This window comes from Bacteroides intestinalis, assembly GCF_003464595.1.
In the GTDB taxonomy this organism is placed as follows: domain Bacteria; phylum Bacteroidota; class Bacteroidia; order Bacteroidales; family Bacteroidaceae; genus Bacteroides; species Bacteroides intestinalis_A.
Genome location: NZ_QRZF01000004.1, coordinates 249,542 through 267,013, shown reverse-complemented (window position 1 = coordinate 267,013; position 17,472 = coordinate 249,542). Strand labels below are relative to the sequence as shown.

At 40.6% G+C, this 17,472-nt stretch carries 16 protein-coding genes and 1 tRNA gene; 8 read left to right on the top strand and 9 right to left on the bottom strand.

The window, feature by feature from the left end:
• Nucleotides 1–202: 202 nt before the first annotated feature.
• Nucleotides 203–937: an NADPH-dependent oxidoreductase gene (locus DWW10_RS07835; protein WP_022391636.1), complete on the top strand. Its 735-nt coding sequence runs from the start codon at nucleotides 203–205 to the stop codon at nucleotides 935–937.
• Here the strand turns inward: DWW10_RS07835 and dnaA are convergent.
• From dnaA to DWW10_RS07820, 3 genes are all read right to left on the bottom strand, one after another.
• Nucleotides 934–2,322: a chromosomal replication initiator protein DnaA gene (gene dnaA, locus DWW10_RS07830; RefSeq protein WP_022391635.1), complete on the bottom strand. Its 1,389-nt coding sequence runs from the start codon at nucleotides 2,320–2,322 to the stop codon at nucleotides 934–936. The two genes, DWW10_RS07835 and dnaA, sit on opposite strands and share 4 nt — an antisense overlap.
• A 350-nt stretch (nucleotides 2,323–2,672) precedes the next feature.
• Complete coding sequence (locus DWW10_RS07825) at nucleotides 2,673–3,566, bottom strand: MlaD family protein (protein WP_118421283.1); 894 nt, start codon at nucleotides 3,564–3,566, stop codon at nucleotides 2,673–2,675.
• Between the two features lie 22 nt (nucleotides 3,567–3,588).
• A complete protein-coding gene (locus DWW10_RS07820; protein WP_022391633.1) occupies nucleotides 3,589–4,833 on the bottom strand; it encodes an N-acetylmuramoyl-L-alanine amidase family protein in 1,245 nt (414 codons plus the stop codon).
• A gap of 140 nt (nucleotides 4,834–4,973) precedes the next feature.
• Between DWW10_RS07820 and DWW10_RS07815 the strand changes: the two genes are divergently transcribed.
• Nucleotides 4,974–5,942, top strand: a complete 969-nt coding sequence (locus tag DWW10_RS07815) for a hypothetical protein (RefSeq protein WP_022391632.1) — start codon at nucleotides 4,974–4,976, stop codon at nucleotides 5,940–5,942.
• Nucleotides 5,943–6,454: 512 nt separating this feature from the next.
• The gene (locus tag DWW10_RS07810; protein ID WP_182021368.1) at nucleotides 6,455–7,306 is read left to right on the top strand and encodes a helix-turn-helix domain-containing protein; all 852 of its coding nucleotides are present in this window, start codon (nucleotides 6,455–6,457) and stop codon (nucleotides 7,304–7,306) included.
• A gap of 12 nt (nucleotides 7,307–7,318) precedes the next feature.
• On the opposite strand, the gene DWW10_RS07805 is transcribed toward DWW10_RS07810, so the two are convergent.
• Together DWW10_RS07805 and DWW10_RS07800 are read right to left on the bottom strand one after the other, a co-directional pair.
• Nucleotides 7,319–8,272, bottom strand: a complete 954-nt coding sequence (locus tag DWW10_RS07805; protein ID WP_022391630.1) for a glycosyltransferase family 2 protein — start codon at nucleotides 8,270–8,272, stop codon at nucleotides 7,319–7,321.
• 50 nt (nucleotides 8,273–8,322) lie between these two features.
• Nucleotides 8,323–8,703, bottom strand: coding sequence for a GtrA family protein (locus DWW10_RS07800; protein WP_118216614.1), 381 nt, complete (start codon nucleotides 8,701–8,703; stop codon nucleotides 8,323–8,325).
• 86 nt (nucleotides 8,704–8,789) lie between these two features.
• Here DWW10_RS07800 and DWW10_RS07795 point away from each other — a divergent pair, with 86 nt between their 5' ends.
• From DWW10_RS07795 to DWW10_RS07785, 3 genes are all read left to right on the top strand, one after another.
• Nucleotides 8,790–10,511: an ArnT family glycosyltransferase gene (locus DWW10_RS07795; RefSeq protein ID WP_022391628.1), complete on the top strand. Its 1,722-nt coding sequence runs from the start codon at nucleotides 8,790–8,792 to the stop codon at nucleotides 10,509–10,511.
• Nucleotides 10,508–11,044 (top strand): HD domain-containing protein, encoded by a 537-nt coding sequence (locus tag DWW10_RS07790; protein WP_022391627.1) that lies wholly within the window; start codon nucleotides 10,508–10,510, stop codon nucleotides 11,042–11,044. The genes DWW10_RS07795 and DWW10_RS07790 overlap by 4 nt, the downstream gene beginning before the upstream one ends.
• A gap of 79 nt (nucleotides 11,045–11,123) precedes the next feature.
• Complete coding sequence (locus DWW10_RS07785) at nucleotides 11,124–13,901, top strand: putative LPS assembly protein LptD (RefSeq protein WP_118421284.1); 2,778 nt, start codon at nucleotides 11,124–11,126, stop codon at nucleotides 13,899–13,901.
• Nucleotides 13,902–13,920: 19 nt separating this feature from the next.
• Here the strand turns inward: DWW10_RS07785 and ung are convergent, their stop codons facing one another.
• Both ung and asnA read right to left on the bottom strand, forming a co-directional pair.
• Nucleotides 13,921–14,583, bottom strand: coding sequence for a uracil-DNA glycosylase (gene ung / locus DWW10_RS07780; RefSeq protein ID WP_022391625.1), 663 nt, complete (start codon nucleotides 14,581–14,583; stop codon nucleotides 13,921–13,923).
• A gap of 136 nt (nucleotides 14,584–14,719) precedes the next feature.
• Nucleotides 14,720–15,757 carry an aspartate--ammonia ligase gene (gene asnA, locus DWW10_RS07775; protein ID WP_007659981.1) on the bottom strand — a complete coding sequence of 346 codons (1,038 nt, stop codon included), beginning with the start codon at nucleotides 15,755–15,757 and terminating at the stop codon, nucleotides 14,720–14,722.
• Nucleotides 15,758–15,961: 204 nt separating this feature from the next.
• Between asnA and DWW10_RS07770 the strand changes: the two genes are divergently transcribed.
• A tRNA-Arg gene (locus tag DWW10_RS07770) sits at nucleotides 15,962–16,034 on the top strand.
• A gap of 56 nt (nucleotides 16,035–16,090) precedes the next feature.
• On the opposite strand, the gene DWW10_RS07765 is transcribed toward DWW10_RS07770, so the two are convergent.
• Nucleotides 16,091–16,378: a UpxY family transcription antiterminator gene (locus DWW10_RS07765; RefSeq protein WP_022391624.1), complete on the bottom strand. Its 288-nt coding sequence runs from the start codon at nucleotides 16,376–16,378 to the stop codon at nucleotides 16,091–16,093.
• Between the two features lie 2 nt (nucleotides 16,379–16,380).
• On the bottom strand, nucleotides 16,381–16,974 hold the full coding sequence (locus DWW10_RS07760) for a hypothetical protein (protein ID WP_022391623.1): 594 nt from the start codon (nucleotides 16,972–16,974) through the stop codon (nucleotides 16,381–16,383).
• Nucleotides 16,975–17,123: 149 nt separating this feature from the next.
• On the opposite strand from DWW10_RS07760, the gene DWW10_RS07755 reads away from it, so the two are divergent.
• A complete protein-coding gene (locus DWW10_RS07755) occupies nucleotides 17,124–17,468 on the top strand; it encodes a helix-turn-helix domain-containing protein (protein WP_118421230.1) in 345 nt (114 codons plus the stop codon).
• Nucleotides 17,469–17,472 lie beyond the last annotated feature (4 nt).

Genomic DNA, 17,472 nt, shown 5'->3' with positions numbered 1-17,472 from the left:
GAGATTTCCATTTCTGAATAATAGTTTGCTGATTTATAAAATATTAGCATTATTGTATGAACAAAAAGTTTCCAAAAAAGAAAATTGTTTTTATGCTTTGGTTGAGTAGGCTAATCGATTTTAGAAAACATGGATAAACATTAAACTCGTTCTTTGACAACAATCTGCTATTCTTTTTCTATATTTGCAAAAAAATAAAAGAATGGAAATCCTAAAACAGAGAAGAACAATCCGCAAATATCAGCAGAAAGATATTTCTTCTGATTTGTTAAATGATTTGCTTGAGTCTGCGTTCCGGGCCTCTACAGTCGGGAATATGCAGGTGTATAGTGTAATTGTAACGCGTGATGCAGAGAGGAAAGCTAAGCTGGCACCGGCTCATTTCAATCAGCCGATGGTGAAAACTGCGCCTGTGGTTTTGACATTTTGTATAGACCTGCGCCGTTTCACTAAATGGTGCGAGCAGCGAAAAGCAACTCCCGGGTATAATAACTTAGAGTGGTTCGTAACCGGTTCTGTAGATGCCCTGCTGGCAGCACAGACTTTTTGTGTGGCTGCGGAAGAAAAAGGATTAGGCATATGCTATCTGGGTACGACGACTTACAATCCTCAAATGATAATCGAAGCCCTGGAGTTACCAGAATTGGTATTTCCTATTACAACAGTGACGGTGGGCTGGCCTGCCGAGGAACCTGCACAGGTAGATCGATTGCCATTGGAAGCTATTGTACATGAGGAGACGTATCATGATTATACCCCTGAAGATATAGATCGTCTGTATGCTTATAAGGAGTCTTTGCCTGAAAATAAGCAGTTTATTCTTGAAAACAACAAAGAAACTTTGGCGCAAGTCTTTACGGATGTACGTTATAAGAAAGAAGATAACGAAGTAATGTCGGAGAATCTTTGGAAAGTAATAAAAAAGCAGGGTTTTTAACCCTGCTTTTTTAATGATGCTTGAATATCATCTATTTCTGCGCGGAAAGCTTTGTCCACTTCCCGTAATTCTTTAATGGTTTTGCAGGCATGCAACACGGTTGCGTGATCTTTGTGCCCTATCAATGTACCTATCTTGGCCGTAGAGAAATCCGTGTAGGACTTGGCAAGGAACATAGCTATCTGGCGTGCCTGTACAACTTCGCGTTTCCGTGATTTGGTATGGATTGTAGCAGTGTCCAGTGAGAAATGCTTGCATACCACATTGATGATGTCATCAATGGTAACCGCTTTACTTTCACTTTTCACTACCTTCCGTACAATGCGTTGTGCCAGTTCCAGGTCAATTTCCTTATTATATATAGTAGAATGTGCCATGATGGAAATGACGATACCTTCCAGGTCACGCACACTGTCGCCTACATTTTCTGCGATATAATCAATTACTTCCGGAGGGAATTGTAATCCGTCACGGTGTATCTTATTACGAAGGATGTTCTTGCGCAATTCTACAGTCGGTCTTTCCAGTTCAGCTACCATACCCCATTTGAAACGGGTGATGAGTCGTTCTTCCATACCTTGTAGCAATACGGGAGCACGGTCCGAAGTCAGGATAAGCTGTTTGCCGTTTTGATGTAAGTGATTAAAGATGTGGAAGAATGTATTCTGTGTTTTGGTAACACCGGCAAATTCTTGAATATCATCAATAATCAATATATCGATTGATTGGTAGAAGTTGATGAAGTCGTTTGTTGTATTGTTACGTACAGAGTCAGTATATTGTACCTGGAACAAATGTGCCGATACATATAATACTCTCTTATCCGGATAAAGTTCCTTAATTTTTGTGCCGATAGCATTTGCAAGGTGAGTCTTTCCTACACCTGACGCTCCATAGAAAAACAGCGGATTGAAAATTGTTTTTGCCGGATTCTGAGCGACAGCTTCTGCTACGCTGCGTGAAAGTTTGTTGCTATAGCCTTCAATAAATGTTTCGAAGTTGTATTCAGGATTCAGATGCGGATCTAAATCTGCAATAGGCGCTTGCGGTATTTCTTTGCCGATTACCTTTTTCTGTGGAATAATGGTGCGGGGAGTAGATTCGAGATTAACGGTAGTACGTGAACTCTTATCCACCATTACATTATACAATAACTTGGTACCATCACCAATAACTTTATATAGAGTTTTACGCAACAAGTCAACAAACTTGTCCTCCAAAAACTCATAAAAGAACTGGCTGGGTACCTGTACAACCAGCGTCTTGTCCTCATATTTTAAAGGTATGATGGGGAGAAACCATGTTTTGTATGTCTGCTCCGGAACATTGTCTCTGATGATTTCAAGGCAGCGGTTCCATAGCCCGACATGATTTAATTCACTCATAACGGCTTTAAATACATTTATTAATTAAGCAAAACTTCTACGCTTGCAAAATTCGCAATCTTATTTGAGAAAAACAAATGTGTTTTTTCTTGTTTTTCTGTTAAAAGTAATAAGCTCTTTACTTTCAATCACTTATCTATTTACATGTAAATAGCCCCTTTTGAGGGCTATTGCATTTTTATAAGTATCTGTATTATAGAATAATATGCAAGTAAATAACAGGTTTTTAAACTTCCTGAAGGATTGTATGGAAGGGAATCTTTTAGTTTCTACACGGACTTACCGCGGCTTTTCCTCTCAAATCAGCTTGCTCTTGTTATTTAGACTTATTCTATTTAATAAGTTTTTCCCTACTTATCTTTTTTGCCGAACAAGGAGAAATGAACGTACCTTTTGGGGTGTGATTTCAAGTCTTCAAGAAGGCTGGCTGCATTGGCTGTTGTAGCATTCAGATTGTTGTAGAGTGAGGGGTCGTTTAATAATAAACCAATCGTATTGTCTTTTCGGCCTAACTGGTCTGTAATCATTTTTACATTAGCTAGTGTAGAGTCTATGCTGGCAAACGCAGCGGCATAATCTATTTCTTTCAGATTATTGCTGACAATGATAAAGTTATCGCCGATGGTATTCAATTTTTGAGTAAGTTGAGGAATATCTTTACTCATGATAGCTTGTAATTGTCGGCTGGTAACTTCCATGTTCGCCATTGTGTTTTGCAGACTATGTAGTGTACCCGGAATTGCCGGATCTCCAAGTATTGTATTTAGTGAAGCAAGAATTGAGTCCAGTTTGGGAAGCATTTTCTCCACTTGTGGCATGATTGTAGCGACCTGATCCATGACGCCGTTGTTGACGCTGCCTTGTAAGGTATCGCCTGTCTGGTACTTTTCGCGAGGATTATTTGCCAGCAATAGGTTCATTTTTACGCCTCCCATGAGTTCGGCAGTCAGTTCGGCAGTGCTACCTTTCGGTATGCGCAATTCCGGATCTACATCGATTTCTGCTATGACTTTTCCGGATTGTGCGTAGTCATAATAAAGATCGCGTACAATACCTACACGGAAGCCGTCGGCGAAGACCGGGCTTGATTTGGTTAATCCATTAATATTCTGGAATTTGACATAGAAATAGTTGGTAGGCTTAAACATGTGGATACCTTTCAGGTAATTAATACCGTATACTAATATGCAGAGGGCAACAATACCCGCTATTCCTATTCTAACTTCTTTCGTAAGATACTTCATCATGATGTTATAGTCTTATTATTTATTTCTTTTTCTTTTTGAACTCCTCGATAGCCGTTTGAACGTTTATCTTCTTACCATTCTTAAAAGCGATGATAAAAGCGTCCTTAAATTTGGGCGTTATTTCACGTTTGGTACGTACTACCTTGTTATAGTCTGTTGATGAACCGTATGTATATTTATAAAGTCCACCTTCCTGGAAATGTTCCACACCTTTCAAGCCTTTCAGTCTTTTATCATTGGCTGCGATAGGACGTGAAGAGGTGAGTATTTGTATTTTAAACACTGGACTGCCGGAATCGGTTTGCGATTCGGTAACTTTTCCTGCATTTTGTTTCGTTCTGGTAGTATTGGGGGTGGCTGCCGCTGGTTTTTGGGGGATTTCGGGAGATTCCTCAGTCTTTTCGTTGGTAGTATCTGATTCCTCTACATTGCCGGCATCTGTTTCTTCCGGTAATATGGTACGGCTACTTCCTGTCATACGTATTTCGTGCTCACGTTTATAGGACAGGAAAGCGCGGAAGATTCCGTTTGCCAATGTAGTACTTCCGGCTTCCGAGTTTAGATAACGTTCCTCTTCCGGGTTGGATATAAAACCGAGTTCTACCAGGATACTGGGCATGGCACTGGCTTTGAGGACCAGAAAACCAGCCTGGTGCACACCACGGTCTGCACGTTTACAGGTATGGCGGAATTCCTTTTGTACCAGTGAAGCCAGATGCACACTTTGAGACATGTATTTGTCTTGCATGAATTCAAAGATGATGTACGATTCTGCAGAATTCGGATTAAATCCTGCATAACGTGTTTTGTAATCACTTTCGTATAAAATCACGGAGTTCTCTCGCTTGGCTACTTCCAAGTTGGCGTCCGACTTGGCTAAACCAAGTGTCCATGTAGAGGCACCTTTGGCAGTTTTGCTGCCTGCCACAGAATTGGTATGAATGGAAATGAACAGGTCCGCTTTAGCGTTATTGGCAATATCCGCACGTCGACCAAGAGGAATAAAGACATCCCGTTCGCGAGTATATACCACTTTTACGTCCGGACAGTTCCTCTTTATTTGTTTTCCCAATTTGAGGGCAACGTTTAGATTGATGGTCTTTTCTTTGGAGAACTTTCCTAAAGCACCAGGATCATGCCCGCCGTGTCCGGCGTCAATAACGACAACGAAATCTTTTGCTTCGATGCTGATGCTACAAAAAGGAGAGATGAACAGCCCGAAGCAAATACTTATATATAATATGTATCGTTTATAGAGTTCCATACTAAAAGCCGTTGCAAATGTAGTGGAAATTTATAGAAAACTGATGCATTGTGTGAAGTTTTGTCACTTTTCTCCCGGATTTGTGATAGATTTCTTTAAAAGGGACTAACTTTGCACCCGCAAATTAAATAGAAAAAGGTATGTTAGTTCGTTTTCTTAAGAACTGGACGTTGCCGATGGCAATGCTTTCAGGTACTTTGGGGTACTTCATCCTTGCGAATGTCCCTTTCTTGGCGCCTACCAAACCATATATCAGTGATTTGATTGCGTACATAACGCCTCTGCTGATATTTGCCCAGCTACTACTGACCTTTTGTAAGGTGGAGAATCTGAAAGAATTGAAACCTAAAGCATGGCATGGCTGGTTGCTGTTAATTCAAACATTGTCTTGCCTGGCACTTGCTGCTTTGCTGGTATGTTGTCCAATGCCGGAAGTTTACAAGGAAGTGTTTGAAGGAGCTATGGTTTGTCTCATTTGTCCAACGGCTACGGCGGCGGCTGTTATTACCGGGAAGTTGGGAGGCAGTGCGTCTACATTGACTACCTATACGCTATTATCTAATTTGTTGGCAGCAGTGGCAGTCCCATTAGTCTTTCCATTGGTGGAACCTCATGCTGATATGACTTTCTTTGCAGCCTTTTTGAAGATTCTTAGTAAAGTCTTTCCTTTATTGCTTTTCCCTTTTTTCCTGGCATGGTTCCTACGACTATTTATGCCGCGTGTACATCATTTCTTGTTAGGTTTCCATGATCTTGCTTTTTATCTGTGGGGTGTGGCGCTTGCCATCGTATCTGGACAGACAATCCGTTCATTGGTAAATAGCGATGCACCGGTTTCTGTTGAAATCCTGATCGCTCTTGCAGGACTGATTACTTGCTGTCTGCAATTCTTTTTGGGTAAAAGAATCGGTGGACATTATAATGATCGGATCAGTGGTGGGCAGGCTTTGGGACAGAAGAATACCGTTCTTGCCATTTGGATGGCTTATACATATTTGAATCCTTTATCTTCTGTAGGACCGGGATCTTATGTTCTCTGGCAAAATTTGATTAATAGCTGGCAACTATGGAAGAAAAGAAAAAACAATCTGTGCCCTAAAAACGTTTAGCATTCTCAAAGGGGGAGATTACCTTGGATATCCCCCTACCGTTTCAGATAATATACCTTTAACCGGTAGGGGGGTGTCCTTATCAAGCAATCTTGAGGTTGTTGTGTAATTCTTACCTCGCTCTCTATGTTGATGCGTTGTGCTGTTGCGATATCTTAAGTGCTTTTTATTAGATATCGCAGGGCCAGAAAATCTTTGTGTTTGCTCCTTTTAAAAGAAAAGTAGGAATATATAAGATCGATGCTACTGACCAAATGACGTTCCCTTTTCTTTACTTGTATTAAGATAATATAAATCTTAATATCCCATAACTTGATTAATGCTACAAAGTTCTTTCTTAATTCGACCAAAACCAAAAAAGGTGAGCAAAAAAGGAATACGGATATTCGCGAAAATGTTCAATTGTTGATATGTTGACAAACTTTAACTCTAAAGGGGTTATTGAAAGAATGGAGTGAATGTGCATTTGCCCGGATTAAATGTACTTTTGTGGAAATTTACTAGAAAAAATTATGATGGAAGAAAGTAGACTTCTTTTTGAAATATCGGAAGATATTGTAGCTAGGGAAAATGTTTCGGCAGATGATTTGCAGGAGTATTTGGAGAATCCTTATCATGTAAAGGGAACTATCTTTGTGGTATGTATGAAAGGAAGTATGGAGGTTACATTAAATTATGGAAAATATATTGTTCGCGAGAATGATTACATCACTTTGCTGGATAACTCTTTTCTACAGATTCATAACGTTTCACCAGATCTTTGTTTTTCATATGCTGGCTTTTCTCCGAAGATAATGCATGAGGTGGAGTTTTTTAAAAAAGCATTTGATTATCTGTTTATTATCTTTGAGGAGCCTGTTAAACGTATATCTGAGAATTTGGAACTTTATATGCTACGCTCCATATCGTTATGGAAAATGATACGCGAAGTTCCGGAAATCTATAATAATAAAGAGGTATTGAGAAGTATGTTGGGTGCTTGTATTCATACGAGTATTGCAATGTATTATCAGGATAATTTGGAAGAGAGATGGGCTAAATCCCCAAAAAATGTCAGGATGAGCCGTCAATTTCTTAAATTGGTTGCGATACATTATAGAACAGAACGAGGAATCTCATTCTATGCAAAAGAATTAGGGACTTCGAAGGAGAATTTGTGCCGTAATATTAAGAGTTGTACCAATATGACTGCTTTGGATGTGATAGACTACCTTATTATTATAGATGCAAAAACGCAGCTGAAATCTACCAGTGCTACCATAAAAGAGATAGGTATATCATTAGGTTTTGATAATCTGGCTACTTTTTGCCGTTTCTTCCGTAGGCATACAGGAGTCTCTCCATTGAAGTACAGAGACAAATAATCCTTTTCTCTTTTAGCGTAATAATAATTCCTCCTCGTTGTAGCGTGGACGATCTTTTACTTCAATGTAGATCTTTCCGATGTACTCGCCTACAATTCCCAGGGATACGAGTATAGTACCACCTACTAACCAAAGGGAAATCATCAGGGATGACCAGCCGGGTACAGTATCGTGAAGAAAATATGCACGTAGGGTCCAGATAGTGACGCAGAGAGCTATTAAAAGGAAAATACACCCCAGCCAGAATATCATGCGTACAGGCTTGACTGAAAAAGACGTAATTCCGTCAATGGCAAAATTCAGCATCTTTTTAAAAGGATATTTCGACTCTCCAGCGAAACGTTTGTCACGATTATAATAAACGCAGGCAGTTTGATAACCAATGAGAGGCACCAAGCCGCGAAGGTAAAGGTTACGTTCGCGGAAGCGACAGAGTTGCTGGATGGCACGGCTACTCATTAACCGATAATCTGCATGATTGTAGACCGATTTAGCCCCCATCGTTTTCATCAGTCGATAGAAAGCGAGGGCGGTGGTGCGTTTGAAGAAAGTATCAGTCTTGCGTTCACGTCGTACACCATAAACAATATCATTGCCTTCCATATAGCGTTCCACCATCTCGGGGATGACATTGACGTCATCCTGCAAGTCGGCATCAATGGAAATAGCTGCATCGCAACGTTCCTTTACAGCATTCAGTCCGGCCATAAGTGCGTTTTGATGCCCCACATTTCCAGCCAGGTTCAGCCCGCAGGCATACGACGTGTTTTTATAGAACTCCTTGATGATTTCCCAGGTACGGTCTGTACTGCCATCGTTTACGTACAGTATATAGCTTCTGGGAGATATACGCCCTTCAGTTGTCAGCCGATCGAGCAACTGGCTGAGCCGTTTATGTGTTTCGTGTAAAACAGCTTCTTCCTTATAACAAGGTACTACGATAGCAAGTACTGGAGCTTCTTTCATAATCAATAGTTCTTTTTGCAATATTCGTAAGAAATCGGGAGAAAAGCAAATTATTTTCCTTTGTATTTGAAAACGAATCTAACCAGCAAGAAGTTTACCGGAATACCGATGGCGAATACCGGTATAGGTGCAAATGGCTTCGATATTCCGAGCCAGAGGAATAGATTCAATAAACTCATATGTAGAAGATAATTGATCAGATGTGCTCCGCCAAACCCAAAAGCCTTTTTCCAGGAAGGCTTTTTTCTGAAAGTGAAAAAGGCTGTCAGGTAAAAATTGGCAATGAAACTGAGTACGTAACCTATGCTGTAGGCTATGTTGACATTGATGATTTGCTGGAGTATAATATATATTCCATAGTGCAAGGCGGTAGCAAAGATGCCTACCATAATGAAACGTACAAATGCTGGTAGTTGTTTCAGTCTCTTCATATTCATTGAATTGAGATGGCAAAGTTAGGGATTGTTGCAGAATAATTTGTACTTTTGCGCCCAGAAATCATTAAAAACAGAAATATATGTCAGATGATAGGAAGAAAGCATTCTGGTTTATAGCACTGCTCAGTGTGCTTGTGATACTCCCTTTTCTGGGAGAAACTATATTTTATTCTAAAGGAGAACCGCGTGAGGCTATCGTCGCATTCTCTATGCTGGAGAGCGGCAATTGGATACTTCCGGTAAATTATGGAACTGATATAGCTTATAAACCTCCTTTCTTTTATTGGGCAATTGCTACTGTGTCATCGCTTCTGGGGGGAGTGACGGAATATTCGTCCCGTCTACCGTCTGCTCTTGCATTTCTGGCTATGCAGCTGGTGTTTTTTTCTTTTATAGCAAAGCGTAAGGGTGTGAAGACGGCTTTTCTTGCTTCTATCCTTCTTCTCTCATCTTTTGAAGTACACCGGGCAGCGGTAGCTTGCCGTGTAGATATGGTGCAGGTATCACTTATTGTCATCTCATTATGTCTGTTGTTCCGCTGGGATGAGAAAGAATGTCGCGGAATTCCATGGCTGGCTATTTTATTGATGGGCTGCGCTACGTTGACCAAGGGGCCGGTAGGTTCCATTTTCCCTTGTGTCAGTATCGGTCTCTACCAATTATTGCGCAGACGTCCTTTCTGGAAAACATTTTTCCGGTTATTTGTGATAGGAATACTTTCCCTGATTCCATATGCTGCTTGGATTAGTGTGGCTTATGTACAGGGAGGCCAATCTTTTATAGATTTAATGCTGGAAGAAAATACAGGTCGTTTCATGGGTAAGATGTCTTATGATTCGCATGAAAATCCGCTATGGTATAATTTCCTGACCATTATTTGGGGATGGATACCTTGGACTTTAGTACTGTTGATTTCTCTCTTTGGTTTGAAATGGAAAAATATGAGCTTATTGCCTGAAGGTTCATCTTTCGGTGAACGTATAAAGAAAGCCTGGAATAAATTCCGTTCACAATCGCCTTTGCAATTATTCACATGGGTAGTTATACTCTTTATCTTTGTGTTCTATTGTATTCCTAAGAGTAAAAGAAGTGTTTATCTGCTTCCTATCTACCCCTTTATGGCGGTGTTGATAGCCGAGTATCTGCTGGCTTTGGTACAGCGGGGAGCGAAAGTCTTTAAAATTTCGGCTTATATCTTTGCTTCGCTGGCTTTGTTGCTCACGATAACGTTTGCTGTGGTGCGTCTCGGACTGATTCCTGATAGTGTTTGGGGAACGGGAAAGCATGCCATGGAAAACGTAGGATTCATGAATGCATTGGAAAATGTGGATTTGTCATTCTCTAAATGGCTGCTTGTGGCTTTGCCGCCAATTGCAGGTGTCTGTATGTTGATTGCATTGGCAAAAAAGGCGGATTCCCGTTCATTATTATATAGTATAGCCGGTTGTATCTTGTGCCTGTTTGTTTCCTTAGACGGTGTTTATCAGCCTACGGTACTGTCTACGAAATCAGACAAGCGTCTGGCAGAAGAAGTAAATACTTATGTGCAGGACGGGGTCATGTATTCGTACACTACACGGCTGATTCGTTTTTATTGCACTAATTACTATCTGAATGATCGGATGAGGAATTTTACTTCCGGTCTTTCCGGAACGGGATATGTGATGCTTTCCGAACGAACTAAGGAGGACTTCCTGAAAGAGTATTCAGATAAATATCGGTTGGAGGAAATCTATCTTACTCCTTATCGCAGCTGTGATTTACGCGATAAGGTATTGATTTATAAATTCAGTGAAAAATGAATCCGATAGAATTGATTGATGCATATTATCCGGAAGATAATGAGCGGAAGCATATCTTATTGGTGCATAGCCGTCTGGTAGCTGAAAAGGCTCTCTGCATTGCAGACGGTCATCCGGAACTTAACTTGGATAAAGACTTTTTATATGAAGCGGGTATGCTTCATGATATTGGCATTTTTCTGACTGATGCTCCGGGTATCTTCTGTTTTGGTAATCAGCCTTATATCTGTCATGGTTATCTGGGAGCTGATTTGATGCGCCGGGAAGGGTATCCCCGTCATGCGCTGGTATGTGAAAGACATACGGGTGCAGGACTCTCTCTGGACGATATTGTTGCACAAAACTTGCCTGTACCTCATCGGGATATGCTTCCGGTGAGTATGGAAGAGCAAGTAATTTGCTTTGCCGATAAGTTTTATTCCAAAACCCATCTGGAACGGGAAAAAACGGTAGAGAAGGCTCGGAAAAGTATCTCTAATTTCGGTAATGCAGGTCTGGAACGTTTTGACCATTGGTGCGAACAGTTCTTGTAGCATTCTAAATTTCTTTAAAAAGGGAGATTATCCGTATAATTTACGTACTTTTGCCCCTTCAAGCGGAAACTATTAGTTGATTACGCCATTGAAAGCAAATACATTCATATCATTCATACTACTACTAGTCTTACTCCTGCTCCCTGACGAGGCCTTTTCGCAACGTCGGCGTGGAAGGACTGTTCCTACAGGAATCGAGCGGACTGATACCTTTAATATAGGAGGTGTGCAAGAGGGAGATACCCTGTTGAGAGGAGATACGCTGCAAAACGATACGATTCAGTTGCAGCCTGCCAAGAAGAAGCAACCGCTGGATGCTCCGGTTATTTATGAAGCTAATGACTCCATTGTGTTTACACAAGGTGGTGTGGCCAACTTGTATGGCGATGGCAAAGTGAATTACCAAAATATAGAGCTGGCCGCTGAAGTGATAACCATGAATATGGACAGTAGTACGGTCTTTGCTCATGGTGTGGAAGATTCGTTAAAGGTGATAAAGGGAAGACCCGTCTTCAAAGATGGAGATACACCTTATGAAACAAATACGATACGGTATAATTTTAAAAGTAAGAAAGGGCTTATTAGTAATGTAGTCAGCCAGCAGGGTGAGGGATATGTTACCGGTAATAATGCCAAGAAAGGTATGAATGATGAGTTGTACATGAAAAGCGGTCGTTATACCACTTGTGACAACCATGATCATCCTCACTTCTATATGCAGATGACTTATGCCAAGGTGCGTCCCAAGAAAAATGTTGTGACGGGACCTGCATATCTGGTAATTGAAGATGTCCCGTTGCCTCTTGCCGTTCCTTTTTTCTTCTTTCCTTTCTCCAGCAGCTATTCGTCCGGTTTCATAATGCCGAGCTATATGGATGACTCCACTCGTGGCTTTGGTCTGACGGATGGTGGTTACTACTTTGCCATTAGCGATAAGATGGACTTAAAGTTAAGGGGGGATATTTTCACGAAAGGTTCATGGGCGCTGAATGCAGAAACTAATTACAATGTCCGTTATAAATTCTCAGGTCTGTTTCAGGCCAGTTATCAGGTGACTAAGACGGGTGACAAGGGCTTGGAAGACTATATGGTGGCAAAAGATTTTAAAGTTGTATGGTCGCACCGCCAGGATCCGAAGGCTAATCCTAACTCTTCATTCTCGGCCAGTGTGAACTTTTCTTCCAGTAGTTACGAGCGTACCAATATCGGTAATATGTATAACTCGCAGGCTATGACACAAAATACTAAAACATCCAGTGTCAGCTACTCGCGTAACTTTCCCGATCAGAAGCTTTCTATAGCAGCTACCGGTAACATTGCACAGAATATGAAAGACTCATCTATTGCCGTGACTTTACCGGACCTGAACATTACCCTGAGCACCATTTTCCCTTTTAAACGGAAGAATGCAGTAGGAAATGAGAAGTGGTATGAGAAGATCTCTGTTCGTTATAGCGGACGCCTTTCTAACAGTATTACTACAAAAGATAACCTTCTGTTCAAGTCTAATCTGATCAAGGACTGGAAGAATGGTATGAAACATGAGATACCTGTCAGTGCAACATTTACGTTATTCAAATACTTTAATGTAACCCCGTCTGTTAGCTATACGGAGCGTTGGTACACCCGTAAGGTGATGAAGGACTGGGATCCGAATTCAGGTACCAGTGGGCAGGTTGTGAATACTGATACAGTCTACGGTTTTCACCGGGTATATAATTACAGTGCGAGCCTGGGTGTCAATACAAAGATTTATGGTATGTATAAGCCTTTGTTCATGAAGAAGAAAGAGATACAGATTCGTCATGTCATCACTCCTTCTATCAGTATCAGTGCATCGCCGGACTTTGGTTCTTCCCGTTATGGTTACTATGATACTTATCTTAAACCCAATGCTGACGGAACACAGGATACCGTTGTTTACTCTCCATATGCCGATCAGATGTTTGGTGTGCCGGGACAAGGTAGGTCGGGAAATATTTCATTCCAGATTTCCAATAACCTGGAAATGAAATATAGGGATAAGAACGACTCTATACGTAAGGTGAGTTTGATTGATGAATTGGGTGCCAGCATCTCATACAATACGGCTGCTCAGGTACGCCCATGGAGTAATCTTACCCTGAATCTGCGTTTGAAATTGAGTAAGAGCTATACCTTCAGTATGAGTTCAGTCTTTGCTACCTATGCTTACGACTTTGATAAGAATGGTAATGTAATAACGAGTAATCGTACAGAGTGGTCTTATGGGCGTTTCGGACGTTTTCAGGGATACGGAACTTCTTTCAGTTACACGCTTAATAATGACACGTGGAAGAAATGGAAAGCGTTCTTTACCGGAGAGAAGGCGGATGATGATGGCAAGGGAAATGGACAGACTGATACAGATAGTGAAGATGACGAAACTGATGATTCTGAGTCGGGTACTCCTACAAAGCGGAAGAAAGAGAAAGCTGCTGTAGATAGTGATGGCTATCAAGAGTTTAAGATGCCTTGGTCTATAAATCTGAGTACAGGTTTTAATATTACGGAAGATAACTCCAAACCCATCAATAGAGAGAGTATGCGCTATCCGTATAAATTTAGCTTGAATGCCCTCAATATCAATGGTAATGTTAAAATCTCTAATAAATGGGCTGTCAGCTTCAACTCCGGTTATGACTTTAATGTTAAGAAGATTGTGCAGACCTCTTTCAATATAACGCGTGACCTGCACTGTTTCAGTATGTCTGCAAGCCTTTCTCCTTTTGGCACATGGAAGTATTATAGTTTTGTGATTCGCGCGAATGCGAGCATTTTACAAGACTTGAAATATGACAAAAAGAGTCAGACTCAGACGAATATCAAATGGTACTAAGAGAGTTTAAGATCCTTTCTTACCAAGCAATTTCCTGTTCCCCATGTTCCTTTAAGTAAGCATTCGCTCTGCTGAAATGCTTGTTTCCAAAGAAACCATTATAGGCTGATAGAGGGGAGGGGTGCGCAGATGTCAGTACCATGTGCTTGCTACGATCAATAAATGCGCCTTTACGTTGCGCATATGATCCCCAGAGAATAAAAACAAGGTGCTCCCGTTGTTCGGCAAGAACACGTATGGCTGCATCAGTAAATGTTTCCCAACCGCGGTTTTGGTGAGAACCTGCCTGATGGGCACGAACGGTCAGTGTAGCATTCAGGAGCAGAACTCCCTGCTCGGCCCAGCGGGTCAGATTGCCTGTGTTGGGCGCATCAGTGCCGATATCATCCTTAATTTCTTTGAATATATTAATTAGTGAAGGGGGAAAACGAACCCCATCGTTGACGGAAAAACATAGTCCATGAGCCTGTCCGGGACCATGATAAGGATCCTGACCGATAATGACTACTTTCACTTTGTCGAATGGGCAAAGATTGAAAGCATTGAATATCAACTTTCCCGGAGGATATATCGGATACTGGCTATATTCTTCCCGTACAAAATTAGTTAGTGTGCGGAAATAGTCCTTTTCGAATTCCGGTTCCAAACGTGCTTTCCAGCTTTCTTCTATTTGAACGTTCATAATTTTGTGTGTTAAAAGTTTCGGACGCTAAGATACTATTTTTATCCGGTTCCGGTGGCAGGACACTGTTTTTATTTCGATAAACAAAAAGGCAGAAATCAAAAGATCTCTGCCTTTTCCTGTTATTCAGGGGATGTTAAATCAGATATATATTATGTTCCTTACATTCCTGACGCATATCTTCCGGCCAGATACTGGCTTGAATTTCACCGATATGTGCTTTGCGAAGATAGAACATACAAAGGCGTGATTGCCCTATACCGCCACCTATGGACAGAGGCAATGTATCACTCATCAAACGCTTGTGAAAGTAAAGTTCCAGACGTTTCTCTTCCCCTTCCTGTTTTAATTGGCGTTGCAAGGCTTCCTTGTCTACACGGATACCCATGGATGAGAGCTCGATACTGCGTTGGAGTACATCATCCCATAGCAAAAGGTCACCGTTCAGTCCGGGGAGGCCATTCAGACCTTCTGAAGTATAGTCATCGTAGTCAGGGGCACGTCCATCGTGCTTCTCTCCGTCACTTAACTTACAACCGATACCGATAATGAATACTGCACCATACTTTTTGGTAATAGCATGTTCGCGGCATTTGGGTTCCAGGTCCGGATAGAGTTGGCGCAATTCTTCAGCGTGAATGAAGTGTAGCTTTTGAGGCAGGCAAGGCTTGATTTCCGGATACATCTCATACACCATATATTCTGTGCGGATCATGGCGGCATAAATGCGGGTTACTATTTCTTTTAGGAAATCCACATTCCGGTTCTCAGCAGTGATAACACGTTCCCAGTCCCATTGGTCTACATAGAGTGAATGTAAGTTTCCCAATTCTTCATCTGAGCGTATGGCATTCATATCCGTATAGATGCCATATCCGGGTTCTATATTATAGTCTGCCAATGTCAGTCGTTTCCATTTGGCAAGTGAATGTACAACTTCAGCTTGTGCGTCTCCCAAATCTTTGATAGGGAATGATACGGCACGTTCCACTCCGTTCAGGTCATCATTGATACCCATTCCTTTTAATACAAAAAGCGGGGCGGTGACGCGACGCAAACGTAATTCCGATGAAAGGTTCAACTGAAAGAACTCTTTAATCTGTTTGATTCCTAATTCTGTTTGTTTTAAGTCCAATAAGGGTTTGTACCCTTCTGGTTTTATTAGATAACTCATAAGTGTATACTATGTTTTTGTCCGGCAAATATAGGTATAATATTTATATTTGCATCGGTTTTGGGCGAATTTGTTATCAAATTGTTTCTTATTAACTACTTGTTGCTCTCAAAATAACATTCTTATTTTGAAGTCTTTGCAGTAAAAAAAGATAAATCATTAGGAATATGCCCGGATTTTTTATACTTTTGCCCCCGCATTTGAGGCCTGGTAGCTTAGTGAATAGAGCGTCAGATTCCGGTTCTGAAGGTCGTGGGTTTGAGTCCCACCCGGGTCACTATATAAGAAAGAGGGGATACTATTTAAAGTATCCCCTCTTTCTTATATAACATGTTAATCTGCCATTTTTATCATTTCCAATGGAAGTATTGAGTATGCCACTTTCAGTGTCTTTACTTCCGAATCAGTGGCATAAATGAATATGCACCTGTTGATAGTTGGAATCTGTATTTTTCTTATCTTTTCCTTCCATTTATATTGTACATAAGTGGTAGGGAGATAGGTTATGATATCTTTATTATTCAAACTCTCCCTTATTTTTCTTTCTTTCCGGGGTGATGTTAGTACGATGTACCAGTTCCGCGTTTCGTTGAGATGTTCTTTTATGTCTTGAAGTGTCATGATTAGTAGGTTTGCTTAATTATGAAATCGAAGGTTGTGAAGAATTGAGGTTTGTTAGCAATGGCTATAGGAAGAATTATGCTGACCGTTATCTTATTACCTTTTCGAATGTCTTTTGGGTTATATATCTTTTTACTTTTTGTACCTTCTATCAGAATACTTGCCGTACAGGTTTCACTAATTTCACTATTACCGTTTATTATCTCTTTTGCGGGAGAAGATTCTGATACCGGGTAAAGTAGCAGTCCAGAGGCACGTCCGTTGATGATGAATTGTGCATTATTCCAATTGACTTGTGCAGTTTCAGATGAATTATTCCGGATAACTATTTTCCAGAAACTTTCATTAGGGATGAACTCATAGGTGAGATTTCCGTTTATACATTCCAGTTTACCTTGTTGGTTTTCATGCCATTTAAAGCTTATGCAACAGTCTTTGTCTACATATTGGGCTTGCATAGTGGCTGGTAAAGTCCAAAAAAGCAAAAATAGGAAACTGTGCCGTTTTTTGTATTTGCGATAGTCATTGTATATCCATAATAAAATTATCAAAATACAGATAGGAATGGCTATAAGTATAAGGATCAATAACGTCATGGCTGTTAAATGTTTATATGATTTTGTGACAAAAGTATCAAAATATATCTGATTAAACAAACAATTTATGAATAAAATAGAATCTGTAAACAGATGAAATATTGTTTTTCGTCCTTTAGGTCTAAATTATAAATCGTACCTTCATTAAAATGGAAAAGCCCAATATATACATAGGTGAAATTATAAAAAATGTCATGGTTGAAAAGCAAGTGACGAAGGCGGAACTTGCAAGAAGACTGCAAGTTAAGCCTCAAAGTGTTGATTATATGTTGACACGAAAAAGCATTGATACAGATACTCTCTATAACGTGTCAAAGGCTTTGGATTATGATTTTGCTCTATTATATTCTATTAGTAAGGAACAGATAAATTATGATAAAAAAGACGAAGCCTACAAAGTGTCGACTGCTAAGGTCCTGATAGAGCTGGAGTTAAAGCCGGAAGAAATCATAAAATTAAACTTGAAGAAAAAAATTGCAGAGCTACTGAAATGATTTT